The following is a 22,862-nucleotide window of genomic DNA, read 5'->3' on the forward strand; positions in this document are numbered from 1 at the left end:
ATTTAATGATTCTTCTTTTACACAAATATCTAAAGTCTTGCTGCTGATATCAATGCCAATAATAATGTTTTTCATAACTTTGCTTTTACGATTCAACAAATGATTTGAGAAATTCATCATAAGCTCAACTCCTTAATAACGGGTCACTAGCCCAAATTTCTATCTGAGTCTTTGATGAAAAGGAAGCTAAAGTCTTAATCAAGATATGAGTCACAAACTCAGAGGAACGAATAGTTTACTTTTGCTTCCTTTCTCAATCATAAATTTACTTAAAAATTCAAAAAACAAATCTAAAGGAGGAACGAGAAATCTTCGCAAGTAACTCCGCAACGAGAATCCAATCTTTGTCGAGCTTCTCGCGAAGATTTCTCGTTCCTCGAAATGACAAGATTGCGGAAGAGCTTTGCGATGTACTTTGTCAAAGTTTACTACTCCTAACGTTTGACATTCCTGCCAAATAAACGAAAACACTCTTATGAAAATGAATGTCTAGCCCCGATAGAAGTGGAAATCCTTTTGTGTCTCGTTTCTTTAACGAGACACAAAAGATTGTAACGGATAGCGGGATTAGCTCCTAAAAAAATTCATATAAATCGAAATTTTCATTCAAAAAACACCTCAGGGAAAATTGTCCACCACATAGCGTAAATTCTCCATGTTCTAAAATCTGTAATCGTCGCACCTTTGTAATGTCAAAAGACAACAACTAATAAATAACATAAAAAATTAAATAAAATGACACGATTAACAGCATTAAACCCAGACGAAGTAACAGGAAAAACTAAAGATTTATTCAACGCAGTACAATCAAAGTTAGGTGTAGTTCCAAACATGATGAGAACAATGGGAAATTCACCAGCAGTTTTGGAAGGATATTTAAATTTTAGCGGCGCATTAAGCCACGGAAAATTAAGTGCAAAAACAGGCGAATTAATTGCCTTAGCAGTTTCAGAAAGCAATTCATGTGACTACTGTGTGGCAGCTCATACTTTTATTGGCGGAAAACTATTAAAAACAGACGCACAAGTTTTACAAGATGCAAGAAAAGGAAATTCTGCAGATGCTAAAACAGAAGCTATTTTACAATTAGCCAAAACCTTAATCAGCAAAAACGGATTAGTAAGTGATGAAGATGTAAATAAAGCTAAAACCGCAGGAGTTTCTGATGCTGAAATTGCAGAAACTGTAGCACACGTAGCATTGAACGTTTTAACAAACTATTTCAACAACACTGCCAATACACAAATTGATTTCCCAGAAGTTTCAAGCCTATAATTTCAAAAGAATTCAAACAAAAAACAATTTATAAAGATAGTTGTGAATTCAATTCATGACTATCTTTATATTTCCAAAAACCATAGCAAATCATGAGTCAGAATGTTTTCACTTTAATTAATCCGCAAAATGGAAATTTAGCTTTTAAACTGCTGTCATTTGATGACAACAGCCATTTTGATCATTTACAGCGAAATAATTTTTTCTCATTAATTTGGGTTACCAAAGGAAAAGGCAAAGTAAAAGCCGATTTTGCTGAACATCAATTTGAGGAAAACTCACTCCTCGCCTTTTCTCCTTATCAGCCTTTTATGCTTTGCGTAAACGAGCCAATTGAAGGAATTGCGATTCATTTTCATCCTGATTTTTTCTGCATTCATATGCATCAAAAAGAAGTTTCCTGCAACGGTGTTTTATTCAACAATGTTTACCAGCCGCCTTACACGAAAATTTCAGAACAAGCTGCGCAGACTTTTACAATGGTTTTAGACCAAATGAAAACTGAAATTCAAAATGCAGAACTGGCGCAATATGAATTGCTTATTTCGTATTTAAAAATCTTTTTGATAACAGCTTCCCGATTAAAAACGGAACAACTAGAAGAAATGAAATCAGTTCCGGATTCAAAAGAACCTGTGATTCTTCAAAATTTAAAAGATGCCATTGAACTCAACTTCAAAACCAAACATTCGGCGGGAAATTATGCTGATTTATTGAACATTTCGCCTAAAGCATTGGCAAAATTATCTAAGAATTATTTCAACAAAACCTTAACCGATTTAATTGCCGAAAGAATCATTATTGAAGCCAAAAGAGAGTTATACATGACCAATAAAACGGTAAAAGAAATCGCTTATGAATTGGGTTATGACGATGAACATTATTTCAGCCGATTTTTTAAAACAAATGCCGATGTTTCGCCGCAAATTTATCGTGAAACGGTAGGTTTTGGAAAAATGGAAGCTTAGTTTAGAGTTACAGTTTTCAGTCTCAGTCTACTGATTACTGTAAACTGTTACTGATTACTTATTTTTCGCTTCAATCCATTTTGACATATACATGGTACTTTTATAAGCGTGATGCTGCAATAAATTCCCCATAAAATTATGAAGACGATGACTTTTGGAATCCATCAATAATGAATTTACGAAAGACACTAATTCATCTGAATATTTATCCTTCTGATAACATTCATTAATAATGGCAATTCCGTTTTTTTGAGCTTGTTTCCAAAGATTTTCATCCTGATAAAGTTCAATTGCTTTTTTGGCAAATTCGGAGGCATCATCTTCAATAAATCCATTCCAGGATAAATTGGCATGCATGGCTTCTGAACCAATTGATGTAGTTAAACTTGGCGTTCCGCATTGCATCGCTTCTAATAATTTTCCTTTTAAGCCCGCTCCAAAACGAATTGGCGCCAAAACAACTCTGGCATTTTTTACCACTTCATTTGCGTCTACTGCCCTTCCCATAATAAAAAATCCTTTTTTGGGCTGATGCAATTGCAATACTTTTTGCGACGGATAAGCGCCATAAACTTCTAAAACAGCTTCTGGAAGATCTTTCTTTATCGAAGGCCAAATCGCTTCTTTTAAATACTGAACTGTGTTCCAATTGGGTTCGTGAAGAAAATTTCCAATAAAAACAAAATTCTTGCGATCTTCAAATAAAGGTAATTTCGAAAGATCATTCTCAGACATTTTATCAACCAAAAAAGGAAGATAGAAAAGTAAATCTTTATTTATTCTAAAAACATCTTGAAGGATATTCATTTCAAATTCAGAAATAATCAGGGATAAATCGCATCTTAAAATACTGGCGATTTCTCGTTTTGCAACTTCTTCAGAAAATAAATCTGCTATTTCAAAATTCCGATTTTCTTTAAAAGCTTTCTGCCTTGCAGTTCGCAGACAATGCAAATCTTCGGTATCTAAAATTCTGATCGCATTTGGACAGTTTTCTGTCACACGCCATCCAAATTGTTCTTCGATCATAAAACGATCAAACAAAACGACATCTGGATTTAATTCGATTATAAAATCATCAAAACTGGCAGAATTGAGTTCGATACTTTTTTTTGTAACTCCAAATTCAGATAAATCAACCATAAAATCACTATCCAGAGCCGCACTTACAAATGTAATTTCAAATCCATTTTCCTTGAAAATAGAAATTAACTGCATCATCCTTCCGCCTGCTGCTGAAGAATTTGGCTCAGGCCAGACAAATCCAATTATGAGAAGTTTTTTTAGCTGATTCATCGTTATTTATTTTAACATACAAAATAATGCTTTTTTCCGCGCAATCGCACGACATTTCGTGACTTTTAGTAATAAAAATCACTAATTTTGCAAGAATTAAATGCTGGGAAATTATGTTGGGATTAAAATTAGCTACAGACCCTCGCTGGGTCAATATCGTTGAGTCAAATATTGAAGAAATTTTAACTGATCATGCATGGTGCGAACAAAAAGCAGCTTCAAATGCAATCAGTATCGTGACTTACAACTCTGAATTAGAAGAATTAGTAACCGAAATGCTTGTAATTGCCCGCGAAGAGCTGGAGCATTTACAAATGGTTCATGATGTTATAAAAAAACGTGGTCTAACTTTAGGACGCGAACGAAAAGACCATTATGTAAATGAGCTTTTTAAATTCATGAAAAAAGACGGAAGCCGACGAGATGCGCTCTGCGACCGCTTATTATTTTCGGCCATGATCGAAGCCCGTAGCTGTGAGCGTTTTAAAGTACTTTCTGAAAATATAAAAGACGAAGAATTAGCTAAATTCTATCGCGATTTAATGATTTCTGAAGCCGGACATTATACTACTTTTTTAGGATTTGCCAGAAAATACCAGGACAATATCGACATCGATAAACGATGGAAAGAATGGATTGAATATGAAGGTTCTATCATTACCAATTACGGTAAATCAGAAACCGTTCACGGATAAATTACGCTCTTTTTTCACTCTATTATTTAAACACCACAAATTGCTATGCAAAAAAGTAAATCCAGATCAATCGTATTCAAAATTGCGAAGTATTTAGGAATAACTTTCGCTGTTATTTTAGCACTATTATTTTTAACGCCAATCGTTTTTGAAGATCAGATTAAAGAACAGATCAAAAAAACAGCCAACGAAAGACTAAGCGCAGAATTGAATTATTCTGATGTTTCGGTTTCGTTTTTTCGTCATTTTCCATCATTGACTTTGACCTTAGACAATTTAAGTCTTAATGGTTCAGCGCCATACAAAAACGAAAAATTCATTACGGCAAAAGAGGTTTCTTTTGGAATAAATGTAGCCAGTTTGATTTTTAGTAAATCGGTAAAAATTGACCAGATATATTTATCAGATTCGTTTATCAATGTAAAAGTTAATCCAAACGGAGAAGCGAATTACAACATTTATAAGTCGCAAGCCAAAGCCACAGAAACAAAAGACAGCACAGATACTGCCTTAAAACTGGAAAGAATTGAGATTTTAAACAGTAAAATTATCTATGATGACAAATCAACAAAAGTTCATTTTGATGCTTTAGGCTTTAATTATTTAGGAAAAGGCGATTTGAACAAAGCGGTTTTCGATTTATCTTCAAAAGCAAAAATTGAAAAATTAAATATCATTTATGAAGATGAACCGTATTTAATGAATAAAAAAATTGATGCCGATTTAATTACCAAAGTAAACATCAACTCCTTATCTTTTTTCTTCCAGCAGAATAACTTAAAAATAAATCAACTTTTGGTCGATTTTAAAGGGAAATTCGATATTTTAAAAGATGGTTACAATATGGATTTTGTAATTAAATCTGACAACAGTGATTTGTATGATGTATTTACAGCTTTTCCGCCAAAGTACATTACATGGCTTTCTAAAACAGAATTAAAAGGAAATACGACTTTACTTTTTACTTTAAAAGGTGATTATATTACTTCGCAAAATATTGCTCCAGATTTAAACCTTGATGTTAAAATCGAAAACGGATTTGTGAATTATAACAAAAGTGCATTTCCGGTTTCTAATTTAAATTTTGAAGTTAAAACAAAAGTTCCGTCTTTAAATCCGGATCTTTTAACTGTTGATGCTAAAAACTTATCCTTAAACATTAACAAGGATTATATAAAATCGAAATTCTTTGTAAAAGGTGCAAACACACCAGAAATTAATGCCGATTTTAAAGCTAAAATCGATCTTAGCAAACTAACAAAAGCACTTGGAATTCCAGATGTTGAATTAAAAGGTTCTTTAGCCGGAGATATTCAGGCGAACGGAAAATTTGATCAAAAAAACAAGTTTTTCCCTATTACAAAAGGTGTTTTTGATTTAGAAAATGGATATGTAAAAACAAAATATTATCCAAACCCGATCACTAATATTACGATAAAATCTAAAATCGACAATCAAAAAGGAACTTTTGACGATTTAAAAATAAAGCTAAAACCGGCTCAATTTACTTTTGAAGGCAAACCTGTTTTTGTAGAAGCTGATTTGAGTGATTTTAATGATTTAGCTTATGATATTAAAGCAAAAGGAGAACTGGATGTAAACAGAATCTATAAAGTGTTTTCTCAAAAAGGACTGGATCTGGATGGTTTCGTAAAAGCCGATTTGGTTTTAAAAGGAAAACAAAGCGATGCCGAAAAAGGGAATTACAGCAAATTATACAACAAAGGAACGCTTGAGTTAAGAAATATTGGGATTGCATCAGAATATCTGCCAAAAAAATTCATTATCAAAGAAGGAATTTTCAAAATCAATCAGGATAAAATGTCGTTTAATAATTTCACGGCAGCGTACGGACAATCTGATTTTAAAATGAACGGTTATTTGCAGAATGTATTTAATTATGCCACAACAAATACAGGCGTTTTAAAAGGTTCTTTTAATGTTTCGGCGCGATATATTAATGTGGATGAATTTATGTCGAATACGTCAGCAAATGCTTCTGTAACAAAAAATGCAGCACCAAAACCAGAAACAAAAACTGAAACAGCACAAACCGGCGTTATTATTATTCCAACAAACCTGAATTTACAATTACTGGCAAATGCCCAAAAAGTAAATTTCGATAAGCTAAATCTTCAAAATGCAACCGGACATTTAACCATGAACAAAGGTAAATTAACGATGCAGAATACCGGATTTGATTTAATTGGTTGTAAAGTTGCCATGAATGCTAATTATCAAGCTGTAACACCGCAAAAGGCAAATTTTGATTATGCTATAAAAGCATCAGACTTTGATATCAAAAGAGCTTACAACGAAATAGAAGTTTTTAGAAAAATGGCAAGCGCAGCCGAAAAAGCGCAGGGAATTGTTTCGTTAGATTATCAATTAAAAGGACGTTTAAACGGAAAGATGGAACCTGTTTATCCTTCGCTTGTTGGCGGTGGAGTACTTTCTGTAAAAGATGTAAAAGTACGAGGATTGAAAATGTTTAATGCAGTAAGCAAACAAACAAGTTCTGAATCGATGAAAAATCCGGATGTTTCAAAAGTAGACATTAAAAGTACGATCAAGAATAATATCATGACCGTAGAACGCTTTAAATTTAAGTTTGCGGGCTTTAGACCAAGAATTGAAGGAACAACAAGTTTAGACGGAAAATTGAATTTAAAAATGCGTTTAGGCTTGCCTCCATTAGGAATATTCGGAATTCCGTTAACTGTTACCGGAACTCAGGATAATCCTAAAGTAAAAGTGGGACGCAAAACTGAGGATTTAGAGGAAACTAAGGATACTGAATAAAATAAATTTCAATTTTTTAAATTCCAAATTCCAATTCTCATCAGCTTAGAATAAATCTTATAGACCTTTGTCAAAGTTTAAAACTTTGACAAAGGTTTTTTTTTGACGATCCTGTTTTCGCAATTTTTGTCATTGCAAAGAACGAAGCAACCGCACTAACAATGATCAGAATTGATTTAGCACGTGAGATTGCTTCGTTCCTCGCAATGACCAATCTTTATCGAAATACTAATGCGATTTCTCCTTACGTCGAAATGACAAGATTGTGGTTAATTAATCTTAAATAATAAAAACAAAAAACCCGATCTTTTCAGAACGGGTTTTTTATAAAAAGTAAATCTTGTTAATTATGCCTCGAAAGGAATAATAGAAACATAAGATTTGTTATCTCTTTTCTTTTGGAACTTAACAACTCCAGCTACTCTTGCGTGTAGTGTGTGATCTTTACTAATGTAAACATTTTCACCTGGATTGTGTTTTGAACCTCTTTGTCTAACGATGATGTTCCCAGCAATAGCAGCTTGTCCACCATAAATCTTAACGCCTAAACGTTTTGATTCTGATTCTCTACCATTCTTCGAACTACCGACACCTTTCTTGTGAGCCATGACGTATGAGTTTAAATATTGTTATTATTCTTTAGTAGCTTCTTTTTTCGCTTTAGGAGCTGCTGCTTTTTTCACTTTAGGAGCTTCTACTTCTTCAGTAGCTGCTTCTTCTGCTACAACCGCTTTTTTAGCTGCTGCTTTTTTAGTTCCTCCTGCTGCAGTAATACCTTCAATTACAATTTGTGTAAGATATTGTCTGTGACCATTTCTTTTTTTGTATCCTTTTCTTCTTTTCTTTTTGAAAACGATAACTTTATCACCTTTTAAGTGTTGTAACACTTTAGCTTCTACTGAAGCACCTTCTATAGCTGGGGCGCCTAAAGTTACATTTCCATTATCATCTAATAAAAGAACTTTGTCAAAAGAAACTTTTGAACCTTCTTCATTAGCTAAACGGTGAACATAAACCTTTAAGTCTTTGCTTACTTTAAATTGTTGCCCTGCTATCTCTACGATTGCATACATACCAAATTGATTTATTGATTTTTAAGGTTGCAAATATACAACTAATAATTTACTGTGCAATCTCTTATAGTAAAAAAATTTTAAGCTGTTTAATCGTTGTTTTTCAAGGTTTTTTAAAAGAATTCAATCCTCAATTAGAGGTAAAAGATTGTTAAATTGCAATCAAAACAAAGATAAACCTCTAAATGATAATTAAAAAAAGTTATTTTTGATGTAACTATAATCAACTCTTGGCTACCTACATATTTTATTAGGTATTTAAATTTATTAATCTTTATGAAAAATTCGATAATGATGTTAAGTGCAGCACTAATGCTTGGCGGAGTAGCTCATGCTCAAAAGGTGGCTTTTGAAGAATACAATTTAGATAACGGCATGCATGTTATTCTGCATAACGATCCTTCGGCACCCGTGGTTATTACTTCTGTAATGTATCACGTAGGTTCAAAAGACGAACGTCCGGATCGTACTGGTTTTGCACATTTCTTCGAACATTTATTATTTGAAGGAACTCAAAATATAAAACGCGGCGAATGGATGAAAATCGTTACCGCAAATGGCGGCGTGAACAATGCCAACACATCTGACGACAGAACGTATTATTATGAAGTTTTCCCATCAAACAATTTAGAATTGGGTTTATGGATGGAATCTGAAAGATTGATGCACCCCATTATCAACAAGATTGGAGTTGATACGCAAAATGAAGTTGTAAAAGAAGAAAAAAGAATGCGTTACGACAATCAGCCTTACGGAAATATTCTTCCTGAGGTTAAAAAGAATATGTTCAAAAATCATCCGTATCGCTGGACTACAATTGGTTCTATGAAAGATTTGGATGCTGCAACTTTGGAAGAATTTCAGGCTTTTAATAAAAAATTCTATACGCCAAATAATGCGGTTTTAGTAATTGCAGGAGATTTTGACAAAACGAAAGCTAAAGAATGGGTTCAGAAATATTTTGGACCAATCCCAAAAGGTGAAGAAGTTAAAAAACAAACTTACACCGAAGAACCAATTACGCAAACTATTAAAGCAACTTACGAAGATCCGAATATTCAGATTCCGATGGTTGTAGCCTCGTACAGAACGCCGTCTATGAAAACCAGAGACGCCAGAGTTTTAGACTTAATTTCATCGTACTTAAGCGACGGAAAAAGTTCTAAATTGTACAAAAAAATTGTCGATGATAAAAAAATGGCGCTTCAAATTGGTGCTGTTGGTTTTAGTCAGGAAGATTACGGAACTTATATATTATATGGATTGCCAATGGCGCCAAATACAACAGCCGATATTTTAAAAGAAATGGATGAAGAAATCGTAAAGCTTCAAACCGATTTGATTTCTGAGAAAGATTACGAAAAATTACAAAACAAATTCGATAACAATTTCGTGAATGCAAATGCAAGCGTAGAAGGAATTGCAGAAAATCTGGCTTCGTATTATTTACTTTACGGAGATGTAAATTTAATTAATACCGAAATTGATATTTACCATTCTATTACGAGAGAAGAAATTAGAGAAGTAGCCAAGAAGTATCTAAACCCTAATCAGAGATTAATTTTAGATTACATTCCTACCCCAAAATCTCAGAACTAAGAATATCGAATCATGAAAAATCTACATACATTTTTAATCATTTTATTCCTAACTGGAATTATGCAAGCACAAGATCGTCCACAACCAAAACCAGGAAACCCGCCTGTAGTTAACATTAAAAAACCTCAAACCTTTGTTTTGGCAAACGGTATGAAAGTTCTGGTTGTCGAAAACCATAAATTACCAAGAGTAAGTTTTAACCTTACGCTGGACAATGCTCCTTTTACTGAAGGAAATAAAAAAGGTGTTGATGAATTAACCAGCAGTTTAATTGGTAACGGAACAAAAAAAACTACGAAAGAAGCTTTTAATGAAGAAATTGATTTTTATGGTGCCAACATTAATTTTACTTCACAAGGTGCTTTTGCAAGTTCATTATCCAAATATTCAGGTCGTGTTTTAGAACTTTTAGCCGAAGGTGCTTTACAGCCAAATTTCACACAGACTGAATTTGACAAAGAAAAAGCAAAATTATTAGAAGGGCTTAAAGCCGATGAAAAAAGCGTTCCTGCAATTGCAAATCGTGTTGTTGATGTTTTAGCTTTTGGAAAAAATCATCCTAACGGTGAATATCTTTCTGAAGAAACTGTAAAGAATGTAACACTTGAAGATGTTCAAAAAAATTACGCTACTTATTTTGTACCTGAAAATGCTTATTTAGTTATTATTGGAGATGTTAAGTTTAAAGAAACTAAATCAGCCGTAGAAAAGCTTTTTGGCGGATGGAAAAAACAAGCTGCTCCAAAAAACACCTATCCAAATCCTGAAAATGCCTCTAAACTTCAAATTGATTTTGTAGATGTTCCAAATGCAGTTCAATCAGAAATTTCGCTGGTAAATACTATAAATTTAAAAATGAGCGATTCGGATTTTTTCCCTGCTGTTATTGCAAATCAAATTTTAGGAGGCGATTTCAACAGTTATTTAAATATGAATTTACGCGAACAACACGCGTGGACTTATGGCGCAAATTCAAGTATTGGAAGCGGAAAATATGTAACCAAATTCAAGGCTTCGTCTGCGGTTCGTAATGCGGTAACAGATAGCGCTGTTGTTCAGTTTATAAAAGAAATTAAAAGAGTTCGTACCGAAAGAGTTGATCCAGAAGTTTTAAGAAATGTAAAAGCAGGATATATTGGCCGTTTTGTAATGCAGGTTGAAAAGCCTCAGGCTGTGGCGCGTTACGCTTTAAACATTGAAACAGAAAAACTTCCGGCTGATTTCTACGAAAAATACATTCAGACCATCACAAACGTAACTGCTGACGATATTTATCGTGTAGCAAACAAATACTTTTTACTTGACAATATGCGAATTGTTGTTGTTGGGAAAGGTTCTGACGTGATTGCTGGTTTAGAAAAACTTCAAATTCCGATTTATTATTTTGATAAATACGGAAATCCAATTGAAAAACCGGCTGTTAAAAAAGAAGCTCCAACAGGAATTACAGCAAAAACTGTTTTCGAAAATTACATCAAAGCTATTGGCGGAGAAAAAGCAGTAACTGCAGTAAAAACGCTTTACATGGACGGAACAACAAAAGTTCCGCAGGCTCCGGCTCCACTAACTTTTACTTCAAAACTGGATTCTAAAGGAAAAATGATGATTTCTCTTTCTATGGGAACTATGAATTTGATGAAACAGGTTGTAAATGATAAAGGTGCTTATATCGAGCAGCAAGGAAAACGTAAAAACCTTGAAGGCGATGATCTTAAAGAAATGAAAGCAAACGCTGCTCCTTTTGAAGAATTACAATTAGTAAAAAGAACAGATTTAAAAGTTGACAGCATTGAACCAATTAACGGAAGCGATGCTTATGCTATAAAAGATGGCAACACAACTCATTATTATGATGTGAAATCTGGATTGAAAGTAGCAAAATCAAAAATTCGTGAACAAGACGGAAAATCGGTTACGCAAATCACAAACTTCAACGATTACAGAGAAGTAAAAGGTGTAAAAGTTCCTTTTAATTTAGTTCAAAATGTAGGTTTTGAATTAGATATCAAAATGACAGATATCAAGATTAATGAAGGAGTTTCTGATGCAGATTTTCTTTAGAGAGGTTCAAAGTTGCAAAGAAACAAAGAGACAAAGGTTCTGAGATTCTGAGTTGCTAAAGTTTTTTTCTCATAGGCTTTGTCAAAGTTTTAAACTTTGACAAAGCTTTTTTTTGTTTACACAGTTTGGTCATTTCGACCGAAGGGAGAAATCGCACGCGGGATTCGAAAGATTGGCGACATTCTTTACGGAGTTTCTAGTGCGATTTCTCCCTTCGGTCGAAATGACAAAACTTCGTCTAAAACTTTGACAAACAATGTCGCCGCTCTTTGCGCCTTCGACTTCGCTCAGGGTGACATATAAATAACTTACATACTTCGTTCTGCTTGTCAGGCTGAGCGAAGTCGAAGCCCCGTTTCAATTGGCACGCCCTTTGACTTCGCTCAGGGCAACAATTCTTTAAAAACAAGAAAGGCCATCAATTACGACAGCCTTTCTTGTTTTGATCATTCAACATCCAGATAAGGGTTCAGAATTTCGGCTAATTCATTCAGCCAATAAAAACCATCCTGAAGATTCATTTTTTCGGTTTCCATTGTTTCGCAATCCCGCATTATACTTAAGGCAAGTATATAATTTACTTTTCGAATGGTTTTTGCCATAAGTTTAGGATCGATTGAATTGTTGAAAAAATGATTTAATCTCAATTCTGTTTCTTTTGAAAGGGTGTTTGTACTCATAATTTTGACGATTAGGAAGTAAAAACCCGCATAGCTAAGGTGTCCTACGCCGTCAAAAGCGTTACGGTTGTTTCCAATACCGCCACCATACCACACGGGCAAAATTTCTTTGATTTTCATATATTTGACATTTATAGGAACTTTCAAATATATTAAAAAATAAAAGAAAAATACTACAAATTATATATTTGTTCAAAGTTTGTCATTTCGACCGAAGGGAGAAATCGCACGCGGGATTTGACAAAGATTGGCGACATTCTTTACGGAGTTTCTAGTGCGATTTCTCCCTTCGGTCGAAATGACAAAACTTCGTCTAAAAAACTTTTATAGCCTTCTTTGTCAAGCTTGTCAATGTCGACGTTCTTTGCACCCATCGACTTCGCTCAGGGTGACATATAAATAAATTTTATTTCGTTCTGCTTTGTCAGGCTGAGCGAAGTCGAAGCCCCGTTCCAATTGGAGCGCCCTTCGACTTCGCTCAGGGTGACATTCGTTATCAATTTAAAATAATATTTACAAACTAAAAGCTATTTCTTAGCCGATAAATAAACCCCAATCAAAATAATAAAAGCACCAAAAAACTGAATTGGCGTAAGCATTTCATTATCTAATAATCCCCAGAAAAAAGCAACAATAGGAATTAGATAAGTCACAGAAGTTGCAAAAACCGGAGACGAAATCTGAATTAATTTGAAGAACAAAACATTGGCAATTCCGGTTCCTAAAATACCTAAAATCATTACAAAGAAAATAGAATGCTGTGTTGCTTCAAAAGTCAGTTTTTGAGAAATATCTGTTGTGCTCAAAATAATCAAAGCCGGAATTAATAAAACGGCAAAATTTCCTGTTGTAATACTTACCGAATTTAAATCAGGAAGATATCTTTTAATCAAATTAACATTTATAGCGTAACAAAGAGTTGCAATTACAACCAGTCCAACATAATAGTAGTTTTGCCCAGGATGTGCCGATGCTCCGCTTAAAACCAAAAGCAAACATCCAATTAAACCAACAAAAACTCCTAAAACTTGTCGTTTTTGAAATTGAATTCCGAAAATAAGTATTCCTAAAACTAAAGTATTTAAAGGTGTAAGTGAATTTAAAATGGCCACGATTGAGCTGTCAACTTCGGTCTCTGCAATTGCAAAAAGAAAAGCTGGAGTAAAAGTGCCAAAAAAAGAAGTCAAGGCAACAAATTTCCACTGTGAGCGCGATATCTTCTTTAAACTTTTAAAACCAACAAGCAATAAAAAAAGAGCTGCAAAAATAATTCGGAAAGATCCAACCTGAATTGCGGTTAAACCAACTAATCCTCTTTTGATTAAAATAAAAGAACTTCCCCAAATTAGTGACAATACTAGCAAGTAAGCCCACTTTAACTGTTTTGCATCCATAAAAAGTATTTTACTGCAAATTTGTACTATTTTTACGAATTAGCCTCTTCATTTTTAGTAATTTTGCAAAGAACATTATTAGTAAATTAAATTCTTATAATATGAAATTCACAAAAATCATAGCTTCATTAGCAATTGCTGGTTTAGTATTAGTAAGCTGTAAAAAAGAAGAAGATAAAAGTTTAGCAGTAATAAATGCTGAAAAATCTACTTCAAAAGAACATAAACCAATTGCTGCCGAAAACGTACAAACAGCAAGTTTTAATATTGAAGGAATGACTTGTGCGGTTGGATGCGCCAAAACTATCGAAACGGAATTATCTAATTTAGAAGGTGTAGAAAAAGCAACTGTTGATTTTGATAAAAAATTAGCAACTGTGACATTCGACAAAACGGTTCAAAATTCTGAATCGTTGACTAAAGTTGTTCAGGAAACCGGAGACGGAAAAACATATAAAGTTTCAAACTTTAAATCTTAATTTTAAAATTTCTCCATAAAAAAAGGCGTTCAAATTTGAACGCCTTTTTTTATTATTTCTTTATTTCCATTTTAATGTTTCCATTAATCGCTGCATATCATTTTTGATATAACTTGCGGCCGGCATTACAGAATCAAAATTTGGTTTTGCATAAAAATAAACCGATCCTGTTATAAAATGTTTTGTACTGTCTGTAACGTAAAATTGAGAGTTTGTAGCCGCGTTTCCATCCACTTGATAAAACATTCCGTAAACTTTCTTTTCGGTATTTAAATACGGTTGTTCTAAAATATCATCGGCTTTAATAACGTGTTCGTAAGTCAGTTTTTGAGCGTCTTTTAAAAGCTTTTCAATATCGCCGTGAACAGGTTTATAGGTTAAATAAATCGTAGCTTTCATTTTTGGATAAGTAATCGCAAATCCGCAGTCTTTTTCACCTTTAATAATCGCATCTTCATTCATCTGGAAAGCAAACGGACAATTGTTTTCAAAATTGACATATTTAGCTTCTGGATAATCTAATCTAAGGAAACTTGCAGGTTTTGGCAAAACGTCGTCTTTACAGCTTACCACTGTTAATGTGAGCAAAATTACCGCTACCGAAATTATTCTTTTAAACATTTATTCTATTGTTACTTTTATTTGTTTTACACGCTTTTTATCAACGGTTTCTATTGTAAAAACACAGTTTTCAAAAGCTATTTTTTGATCTTTTTTAGGGAAATTCCCCAGGATTTCTAAAATAAATCCGGCCAGCGTTTCGGCTTCGCCTTTATGAGATTCAAATAGATCTTCGTCGACATCGACAATTCTATAAAAATCTTTAAGATTTATTTTTCCTTCAAAAAGAAAATTCTTTTCATCGATTTGAGAGAAATTTAAATTTTCATCATCAAATTCATCGCTTATATCCCCCACTATTTCTTCGATTATATCTTCTAAAGAAACTAATCCGGATGTTCCGCCATATTCATCAACCACAATTGCGAGGTGACTTTTAAGACTTTGGAAATCCTTTAACAGATTATCCAGTTTTTTATTTTCGGGAACAAAAAATGCTTCTCTTATTAAAGATGCCCAGTCAAAATTTTCTTTGTCAATATGCGGCAATAAATCCTTAACAAACAAAACGCCTTCTATCTGGTCAATATTATCTCGATAAATGGGAATTCTCGAAAATCCTTTCTCGATTATTTTAGGATAAATAGCCGAAAATGGTTCTGTAATTTCCAATGCAAATATATCAATCCTCGGACTCATAACCTGCTTTGTATCTGTATTTCCAAAAGAAACAATTCCTTCTAATATTTTTTGCTCTTCTGTTGATGTTCCTTCAGAATCTGTCAATTCTAAAGCCTGAGAAAGCTGATTTATTGAAAAGCTGTTTTTTTGTTTTCCTAATTTATTATGCAAATATAAAGTAACGCTGCGCATAGGCAAGCTTATTGGCGACAGTAATTTATCTAAGATAGAAATGGAATAAGCGAAACGTTTGGCAAATTTTATATTGTTTCGGCTGGCGTAAACTTTTGGCAAAACTTCGGCAAACAATAAAATCAGGAAAGTAACGAGAACTACTTCTAAAATAAACTTTAAAACAGGCGATTCGACTCCTGCAAAAATGTTCCTGCCAATGAAAGAGAACAGGATAACGACTCCAATATTTAAAAAGTTATTGGCTACTAATAAGGTCGCTAAAAGTTTTTTGGGTTTATCTAAAAGATCAGAAATAATTTTTCCTTTTGATAGGTTTTCCTGAAGCGTGTCGTCAATATCTTTTTGAGATAAAGAAAAAAGTGCAACTTCGGCACCTGAAACAATTGCTGAAAGAAACAGCAAAATAAATATTCCGACAAAACCAATGATTAAATTGGTGTCTAAAATTGTAGTAAATAATAAACTGGGCTCCGGGTCCAAATTACATAAGATTAGTTAAACAATCAAAAAGGCAGATCATTAATGGGCAAGCCTTCGTTTGGCGCATCAAAGTTAGTGTTTTTTGCGGATTCCTGATCGTGGTTTGGCCTATGATTTCCCGTTTCTTTTTTGGTAGTCAGAAAAGTAAATTCTGTAACCTGAATTTCTGTTGTATATTTGGTCGTACCATCTTCAGCCTGCCACTGTCTGGATTTAATACGGCCTTCAACATATATTTTATCCCCTTTAGATAGGTATTTTTCGCAAATTTCGGCTGCTTTATTACGCACAACCAAATTATGCCATTCTGTAGATGTTATTTTTTCATTGGTCGTTTTGTTAATATAAACTTCATTAGTAGCAAGCTGAAAGCGTCCAATACAGTTCCCTCCATCAAAATAATGCATTTTTACATCATCGCCTAAATGACCAATAAGCATAACCTTATTTAATGTTCCATTCATAATTAATAGTGGTATTTCTACCAAAGATACATTTTTTTAGCAATTTATTTCTTGCTTTTCTATAAAATTATATATAACAATTGGAAAAGGAAAACTTTTTAAAGTTTTCAAATCAATTCCGTTTTGGAGGACTTCATTAATTTTTATTTTCCAAAATTGGATATGAAGATGCTGGTGTGAAAGCTTATGTATTACGGTCGCTTCAGCGCATTCTTCTATACCTAATATAGTATAGGAAGAAAACAGGTCATTTTGTGCTATTTCTGAAACAGTATTAAAACCTGCAATTTCACTGGTTTCAAAAAGAGGAAACTCATATAAGTTATGCCAGATTCCTTTTGCCGTTCTTTTTTGAATGATGGTGTTTCCTAATATATCTTCTAAAACAAGATAATTAAAGAAACGGTTTGTCACTTTTACTTTTTTAGATTTTACAGGCAGAGAATCGACTTTCTTTTTTTGCAGCGCTAAACAGCTGTCGTTAAAAACACAAACAGAACAATTCGGACTTTTAGGAACGCATTGCAGCGCACCAAACTCCATTATTGCCTGATTGAAGATTGCCGGATTATCTTTTGGCATTAATTCGTAAGCCAGTTTTGTAAATTCTTTTTTTGTCGCGGGAAGCGCAATATCAGATTCAATATCAAAATATCGGGAAAGTACACGAAATACATTTCCGTCTACAACCGGAACAGCTTCATTATAGGAGAAAGATGCAATTGCGGCGGCCGTATATTCGCCAACGCCTTTTAAATTTAAAAGTTCTTTATAAGAAGGAGGAAAACTTCCGTTTAGATTCTCTGCGACGTATTTTGCCGTTTTATGAAGATTTCTTGCCCGGGAATAATATCCAAGTCCCTGCCAAAGTTTTAAAACTTGTTCTTCGGATGCATTTGCAAGATCAAAAACTGTAGGAAATTCCGCTGTAAATGCAAAAAAGTAAGGCATTCCTTGCGCGACTCTGGTTTGCTGCAGCATAATTTCTGAGAGCCAAATTTGGTACGGATCGGCCGTTTTTCGCCATGGAAGATCACGTTTGTTTTGTAAATACCATTTTATCAGCGTGTTATGAAAATTCATCGTTAAATCCTTAAAATGCAAAAGTAAATGTTTATGTAATTAAAATTTAACGAATTAGCTTGATTAATTATTTTTTTAATTCCTATATTTGCAAACTCAAAAAAATAGTACACCATTTATAAATAAAATAGGAAAGAAAATGACGAAAGCAGATATCGTAGCGAAAATTTCAGAGAAATTAGGTCTTGAAAAAGGAGATGTTCAAGCAACAGTAGAAACTTTTATGGAAGAAGTAAAAACTTCTTTAGAAACAGGAGACAATGTTTACCTAAGAGGTTTTGGTAGTTTTATTGTAAAAACCAGAGCTGAAAAAACTGGTAGAAACATCTCAAAAAACACTACAATCAAAATTCCAGCACACAACATCCCTGCGTTTAAACCTGCAAAAGTATTTGTAGAAGGAGTTAAAACTAACAACGAAGCAAAATAATATTAATTAACATAAATCTGACACGATATGCCAAGTGGTAAAAAAAGAAAGAGACATAAGGTAGCTACTCACAAACGTAAGAAAAGAGCGAGAGCTAACCGTCACAAAAAGAAAAAGTAGTTTTAAACTACTTTTTTCTTTTTAAACGTTCATTGAAATTGAGAATTAGTGTTCAGTCATCAGATTTTAGTATTCAGTTTACTGATTACTTGGAACTGGAAACTGCCAGCTAGTTTTCCCCGGGTTCAATACCTGTTAAAATATTGTTTAATCCATCTGTAGATAAGATTTTAGATCTTAGATTTTAGATTTTAGATTTTTTTAAATCTATGCTCTTCTCTCTATACTCTATTTTCTGAAAAAACAGATAAAAATTTACAGTGTGAATAAAGAATTAATCATTAGATCTAGTTCTGAAGCCGTAGATTTTGCCTTATTAAAAGATGGAAAACTAATTGAATTACACAAAGAAGAAGAGAAAAGCAACTTTCAGGTTGGTGATATTTTTATTGCCAAAATCAGAAAACCAGTTGCCGGACTTAATGCTGCTTTTGTAAATGTAGGCTTCGAAAAAGATGCCTTTTTACATTATCACGATTTAGGTCCAAACTTAGCTTCTCAGCTGAAATTCATAAAACTTGTAAGCGCAGGTAAAATAAAAGATTTCTCCCTAAAAACCTTTCAGTTTGAAAAAGAGATTGACAAAGATGGCATCATTACTGATATTTTAAGTGCCAATCAATCTGTTTTAGTTCAAGTAGTTAAAGAACCTATATCGACCAAAGGCCCAAGAATAAGTGCTGAGCTTTCTCTTGCCGGAAGATTTATCGTTCTAGTTCCTTTTTCTGATCGTGTTTCTATTTCTCAAAAAATAGAAGACAAAAAAGAAAAGGATCGTCTAAAAAAACTTGTTCTATCGATCAAACCAAAAGGATTTGGTGTTATTGTTCGTACAGTAGCCGAAGGCAAAAACGTAGCCGAATTAGAAAAAGATTTGCAGAACCTGCTTGGCAGATGGTCTGCAATGTGTAAAAAATTACCAACTGCTCATCATCCATCAAAAGTATTAGGAGAGCTTAACAGAGCTTCTTCAATATTAAGAGATGTATTTAATGATACCTTCAGCGGTATTCAAATAGATGATGAAGAGTTGTTCCACCAAACGAAGGAATATCTGCAAGAAATTGCACCTTCGAAACAATCGATTGTTAAGTTTTATCAATCAAATGACACTCCAATTTTTGAGAAATACAATATAGAGAGACAAATCAAGACTTCTTTTGGCAGAACCGTTTCTATGAGTAAAGGGGCTTACCTTATCATCGAACACACTGAAGCTCTTCACGTTATAGACGTAAATAGTGGAAACCGTTCGAATAAAGCTACCAACCAGGAAGACACCGCTATGGAAGTAAATATGATTGCCGCAGCAGAAATCGCCAGACAACTTCGTCTGAGAGATATGGGCGGAATTATCGTAGTTGATTTTATCGATATGTCTAATCCAGAAAACAGGAAAGTTTTGTTCGACTTCTTGCGAGAAGAAATGAGCGACGATAAAGCAAAGCATAAAATATTACCGCCGAGTAAATTTGGTTTAGTCCAGATTACAAGACAGCGAGTAAGACCAGAAGTTAATATAAAAACTAGAGAAGAAGATCCAAATAAAGTTAATGGTGAAATTGAAGCGCCAATATTAATAATTGACAAGATCACCTCTGACTTAGAAAGACTTTTAAAAACCCACAATAAAGTTGTTCTTAATACACATCCGTTTGTGGCTGCATACCTCAGCAAAGGTTTTCCATCATTACGTTCAAAATGGTTTTTTGAACATAAGAAATGGGTGAAAATCATACCTCGTGACGCTTACACGTACTTAGAATATCATTTCTATGATAAAAAAGGAAATGTTATTTCAGAATAAAAATCAAAACCGCCCCGATGCATCGGGGCGGTTTTTTTATGCTCTTTTTTTGCCACGAATTACACGAATTTGCACGAATTAATTTGTGTCAATTGGTGTAATTCGTGGCGGAAATTTAGGCTTAAAACTATGTTTAAAAAGTCATTTTGAATACAAAAGTGTCACCCTGAGCGAAGTCGAAGGGCGCTCCAATTGGCACGTGGGCTTCGACTTCGCTCAGCCTGACATACAATGCCTTTCATCTTTTATAAAGAAGCAAATTTTGGAATTTGGAATTTAAAAATTGGAATTTCCTTTTAAATTTTATTCCCTCACAATCTCAATTTTCCTTCTAATTTCATTTCCAAAAGCATCTACAACTGTAATATAATGTATTCCCGTTGTTGGCGTAATTGGCAGTTCGTGAAAGGTTTTTGTTGTTGCTTTATAAACATCATCAACATACCAAAATAATTCCTTATCCCTTTCAGAATAAGCTACTTTTAAAATTACGGGCTGTACTTTACTATTGAAATCCTTCGTTAAATAGATTTTACTGTTGGCTTTTGGGTAAATAAAATCCATTGTTTTAGTTTGGGTTCCCTCACAGCCTTCTTTAAATGGCGGTAAAGGTAAATATTCTATATGCTGGCTTTTGTAATACCAAGCCATTACCGGAGGCAGTACAAACCAATTTTTTGTCACAATATTTTCGATACTTTCGCAGCTGCTGTTTACCTGAAATTGTTCTGTTTTATCTAAATGAATGGTTTTATGATACGGACAAACTGCTGTAGATTTTCCTTTTTTAGAAACCCATTGTTTAATTTTCGGACAGTTTTCTTTTGCCAGATATCCGCTTAAACGACAAACCTCAACTTCTTCTAAATCTTTATACGGAATATCAAACCATCTTTGTCTTGGCAGTAAATTAAAAACGTCGAATAAAATTGGGGCAGCACTTGTAACTCCGGTTAAAGTCGGCCTTCCTTCTCCGGTTGCATTTCCAACCCAAATTCCTACTACATATCTTGAATTTGTGCCAATGGCCCACGCATCACGATTTCCGAAACTTGTTCCTGTTTTCCAGGCAATTTTTAATGAACTGTCATAAAATTTCCAGGCTTCGTCCCCTTCCGGCCTGTTCACTTCTTCCATTGCATTATACGTTAACCAAATTGATCCCGCACCCAAGATATTCTTCTGATTGGTTTCTGAACCAAAATCAGGCTTAAAATCGTTTTTATAATTTAGCTCTGTGAATTCGTTTGTTCTATATTTTCCGTTGTTTTTAGTGTAATAATTAACCGTAGAAGAAAGATTTGCATACGTTTGGCATAAATCCCATAAATTACTTTCGGCACCGCCTAAAATAAGCGATAAACCATAATGATCAGGAGTTTTATTTATGTCTTTTAGTTTGAATTTTTGAAGTTCTTCATAAAATTTATTGACCGTAAATTCCTGAAGCATTAATACTGCCGGAATATTTAACGAACGTGACAAAGCACGATGCGCCGGAACTGCCCCATCAAATGTTAAATTGAAATTCTGCGGTATATAACCTGAAATCTGTGTTGGAACATCAGCTACTAAAGTGTTTGGTAAAAGTTCCCCATCATCGAGCATTGCGCCATATAAAAGCGGTTTTAAAATACTTCCGGTACTTCGCGGAGCATCAATAATATCAACATCTTTTTGATGATCTTTATCAGTTGGAGAATTTCCAACATAACTCATTACATTTCTGTTCTGAACATCAATTACTAAAATCGCCAGATTATGAACTTCATTCTGTTTATATTGATTGTAATAATATCTTGCGATTTGATTTACCCTATTTTGCAAGGCATAATCAATGGTCGTTTTTACTCGTGTTCCTTCTTCACTTTTTGCTACTCTTTGCAGTAAATGCGGTGCAATTTGAGGCAGATCATACGGTTTTTGAGGTAAAGGTTCTTCTATCGAAAGTTCATACGTTTGTTTGTCGATTATTCCTTCCTGATGCAATTTCAGTAAAAGTCGGTTTCGTTTGTTTAATAATTTTATCTGGTTTTTTCCCGGATAAATTAAACTTGGCGCATTTGGTAAAACCGCCAAAACAGCATTTTCTGCCCACGATAATTGATTGGACTGCACGCCAAAATAACGCCATGAAGCCATTTCTAATCCAACCACATTTCCTCCAAAAGGTGCATGAGCAGCGTACATTTCGAGAATTTCATTTTTAGAATATCCTAATTCTAATCGGGTTGCGAGAATAATTTCAACAAATTTTTCAAAATAGGTTCTGTTTTTTCCTTTTCGGGATAATCGGATAACTTGCTGTGTTAAAGTACTTCCTCCTCTTACTACTTTACCCGCTTTTCGGTTTTGTTTAAAAGCATTTACCATTGCTCCCGGATTAAATCCCGGATGTTTGTAGAAATACTCGTCTTCAAAATAAACAATACATTTTTTGAATTTATCAGGAACGCTGTCTTGCGCCGGAAAACGCCATTGTCCGTCGCGGGCAATTTTGGCTCCGAGTAATTCGCCTTCTTTACTTTCAATTACGGTTGAATACGGCTCTTTGAATAAAGTTCGAGGAAGGGAAAAATAGTAAATCAGCAAGAACACAAATGCAATTGCTGATTTTATTTTATTTCTTTTAATCCAGTTTATGATGCGTTTGAAAAACGCTATAAGTTTATTTTTCAACGTATTTAAAGTTTTAGACCACAGATTTTACGGATGAAAC

Annotated in this window: 19 protein-coding genes; 9 read left to right on the forward strand and 10 right to left on the reverse strand. The window is 33.8% G+C overall.

Annotated features, from left to right (window positions below; all coding sequences use genetic code 11):
• Positions 1-735 precede the first annotated feature (735 nt).
• Both FLAPXU55_RS04800 and FLAPXU55_RS04805 read left to right on the forward strand, forming a co-directional pair.
• Complete coding sequence (locus FLAPXU55_RS04800) at positions 736-1,275, forward strand: carboxymuconolactone decarboxylase family protein (protein ID WP_180856807.1); 540 nt, start codon at positions 736-738, stop codon at positions 1,273-1,275.
• A 92-nt stretch (positions 1,276-1,367) separates the two neighbouring features.
• Entirely contained in the window at positions 1,368-2,243 is an 876-nt protein-coding gene (locus tag FLAPXU55_RS04805) for a helix-turn-helix domain-containing protein (protein WP_219637244.1), read from the forward strand.
• A 54-nt stretch (positions 2,244-2,297) separates the two neighbouring features.
• Here the strand turns inward: FLAPXU55_RS04805 and FLAPXU55_RS04810 are convergent, their stop codons facing one another.
• Complete coding sequence (locus FLAPXU55_RS04810; RefSeq protein WP_180856808.1) at positions 2,298-3,539, reverse strand: glycosyltransferase family 4 protein; 1,242 nt, start codon at positions 3,537-3,539, stop codon at positions 2,298-2,300.
• A gap of 113 nt (positions 3,540-3,652) precedes the next feature.
• Here FLAPXU55_RS04810 and miaE point away from each other — a divergent pair, with 113 nt between their 5' ends.
• On the forward strand, positions 3,653-4,234 hold the full coding sequence (gene miaE, locus FLAPXU55_RS04815) for a tRNA-(ms[2]io[6]A)-hydroxylase (protein ID WP_053472563.1): 582 nt from the start codon (positions 3,653-3,655) through the stop codon (positions 4,232-4,234).
• A 45-nt stretch (positions 4,235-4,279) separates the two neighbouring features.
• Entirely contained in the window at positions 4,280-7,036 is a 2,757-nt protein-coding gene (locus FLAPXU55_RS04820; protein WP_180856809.1) for an AsmA-like C-terminal region-containing protein, read from the forward strand.
• A gap of 347 nt (positions 7,037-7,383) precedes the next feature.
• Here FLAPXU55_RS04820 and rpmA read toward each other — a convergent pair whose 3' ends face one another.
• Both rpmA and rplU read right to left on the reverse strand, forming a co-directional pair.
• The gene (gene rpmA / locus FLAPXU55_RS04825) at positions 7,384-7,644 is read right to left on the reverse strand and encodes a 50S ribosomal protein L27 (RefSeq protein WP_012023622.1); all 261 of its coding nucleotides are present in this window, start codon (positions 7,642-7,644) and stop codon (positions 7,384-7,386) included.
• A 24-nt stretch (positions 7,645-7,668) separates the two neighbouring features.
• Positions 7,669-8,109 (reverse strand): 50S ribosomal protein L21, encoded by a 441-nt coding sequence (gene rplU / locus FLAPXU55_RS04830; protein ID WP_053472561.1) that lies wholly within the window; start codon positions 8,107-8,109, stop codon positions 7,669-7,671.
• Between the two features lie 276 nt (positions 8,110-8,385).
• Between rplU and FLAPXU55_RS04835 the strand changes: the two genes are divergently transcribed.
• Positions 8,386-9,708 carry a M16 family metallopeptidase gene (locus FLAPXU55_RS04835; protein ID WP_180856810.1) on the forward strand — a complete coding sequence of 441 codons (1,323 nt, stop codon included), beginning with the start codon at positions 8,386-8,388 and terminating at the stop codon, positions 9,706-9,708.
• A gap of 12 nt (positions 9,709-9,720) precedes the next feature.
• Positions 9,721-11,769, forward strand: coding sequence for a M16 family metallopeptidase (locus FLAPXU55_RS04840; protein WP_235991990.1), 2,049 nt, complete (start codon positions 9,721-9,723; stop codon positions 11,767-11,769).
• 446 nt (positions 11,770-12,215) lie between these two features.
• Here FLAPXU55_RS04840 and FLAPXU55_RS04845 read toward each other — a convergent pair whose 3' ends face one another.
• Entirely contained in the window at positions 12,216-12,449 is a 234-nt protein-coding gene (locus tag FLAPXU55_RS04845; RefSeq protein ID WP_180856825.1) for a hypothetical protein, read from the reverse strand.
• Positions 12,450-12,976: 527 nt separating this feature from the next.
• Entirely contained in the window at positions 12,977-13,843 is an 867-nt protein-coding gene (locus FLAPXU55_RS04850; protein ID WP_180856811.1) for a DMT family transporter, read from the reverse strand.
• Between the two features lie 101 nt (positions 13,844-13,944).
• Between FLAPXU55_RS04850 and FLAPXU55_RS04855 the strand changes: the two genes are divergently transcribed.
• Entirely contained in the window at positions 13,945-14,322 is a 378-nt protein-coding gene (locus FLAPXU55_RS04855; RefSeq protein WP_180856812.1) for a heavy-metal-associated domain-containing protein, read from the forward strand.
• A gap of 60 nt (positions 14,323-14,382) precedes the next feature.
• Here FLAPXU55_RS04855 and gldD read toward each other — a convergent pair whose 3' ends face one another.
• From gldD to mutY, 4 genes are read right to left on the reverse strand one after another with little or no spacing between them, the layout of a single operon-like run.
• A complete protein-coding gene (gene gldD / locus FLAPXU55_RS04860) occupies positions 14,383-14,943 on the reverse strand; it encodes a gliding motility lipoprotein GldD (RefSeq protein WP_053470129.1) in 561 nt (186 codons plus the stop codon).
• Positions 14,944-16,239, reverse strand: coding sequence for a gliding motility-associated protein GldE (locus FLAPXU55_RS04865; RefSeq protein ID WP_180856813.1), 1,296 nt, complete (start codon positions 16,237-16,239; stop codon positions 14,944-14,946). It lies immediately after the preceding gene.
• 23 nt (positions 16,240-16,262) lie between these two features.
• Positions 16,263-16,703 carry a single-stranded DNA-binding protein gene (locus tag FLAPXU55_RS04870; protein WP_053470127.1) on the reverse strand — a complete coding sequence of 147 codons (441 nt, stop codon included), beginning with the start codon at positions 16,701-16,703 and terminating at the stop codon, positions 16,263-16,265.
• Between the two features lie 36 nt (positions 16,704-16,739).
• Positions 16,740-17,786, reverse strand: a complete 1,047-nt coding sequence (gene mutY, locus FLAPXU55_RS04875) for an A/G-specific adenine glycosylase (RefSeq protein WP_180856814.1) — start codon at positions 17,784-17,786, stop codon at positions 16,740-16,742.
• 139 nt (positions 17,787-17,925) lie between these two features.
• Here mutY and FLAPXU55_RS04880 point away from each other — a divergent pair, with 139 nt between their 5' ends.
• Positions 17,926-18,216, forward strand: a complete 291-nt coding sequence (locus FLAPXU55_RS04880; RefSeq protein WP_007805026.1) for an HU family DNA-binding protein — start codon at positions 17,926-17,928, stop codon at positions 18,214-18,216.
• 382 nt (positions 18,217-18,598) lie between these two features.
• The gene (locus FLAPXU55_RS04885) at positions 18,599-20,143 is read left to right on the forward strand and encodes an Rne/Rng family ribonuclease (protein WP_053470125.1); all 1,545 of its coding nucleotides are present in this window, start codon (positions 18,599-18,601) and stop codon (positions 20,141-20,143) included.
• Between the two features lie 303 nt (positions 20,144-20,446).
• Here FLAPXU55_RS04885 and pbpC read toward each other — a convergent pair whose 3' ends face one another.
• Positions 20,447-22,822: a penicillin-binding protein 1C gene (pbpC, locus tag FLAPXU55_RS04890; protein ID WP_180856815.1), complete on the reverse strand. Its 2,376-nt coding sequence runs from the start codon at positions 22,820-22,822 to the stop codon at positions 20,447-20,449.
• Between the last annotated feature and the right edge of the window lie 40 nt (positions 22,823-22,862).

It is taken from the genome of Flavobacterium panici, assembly GCF_903819335.1.
GTDB lineage: Bacteria > Bacteroidota > Bacteroidia > Flavobacteriales > Flavobacteriaceae > Flavobacterium > Flavobacterium panici.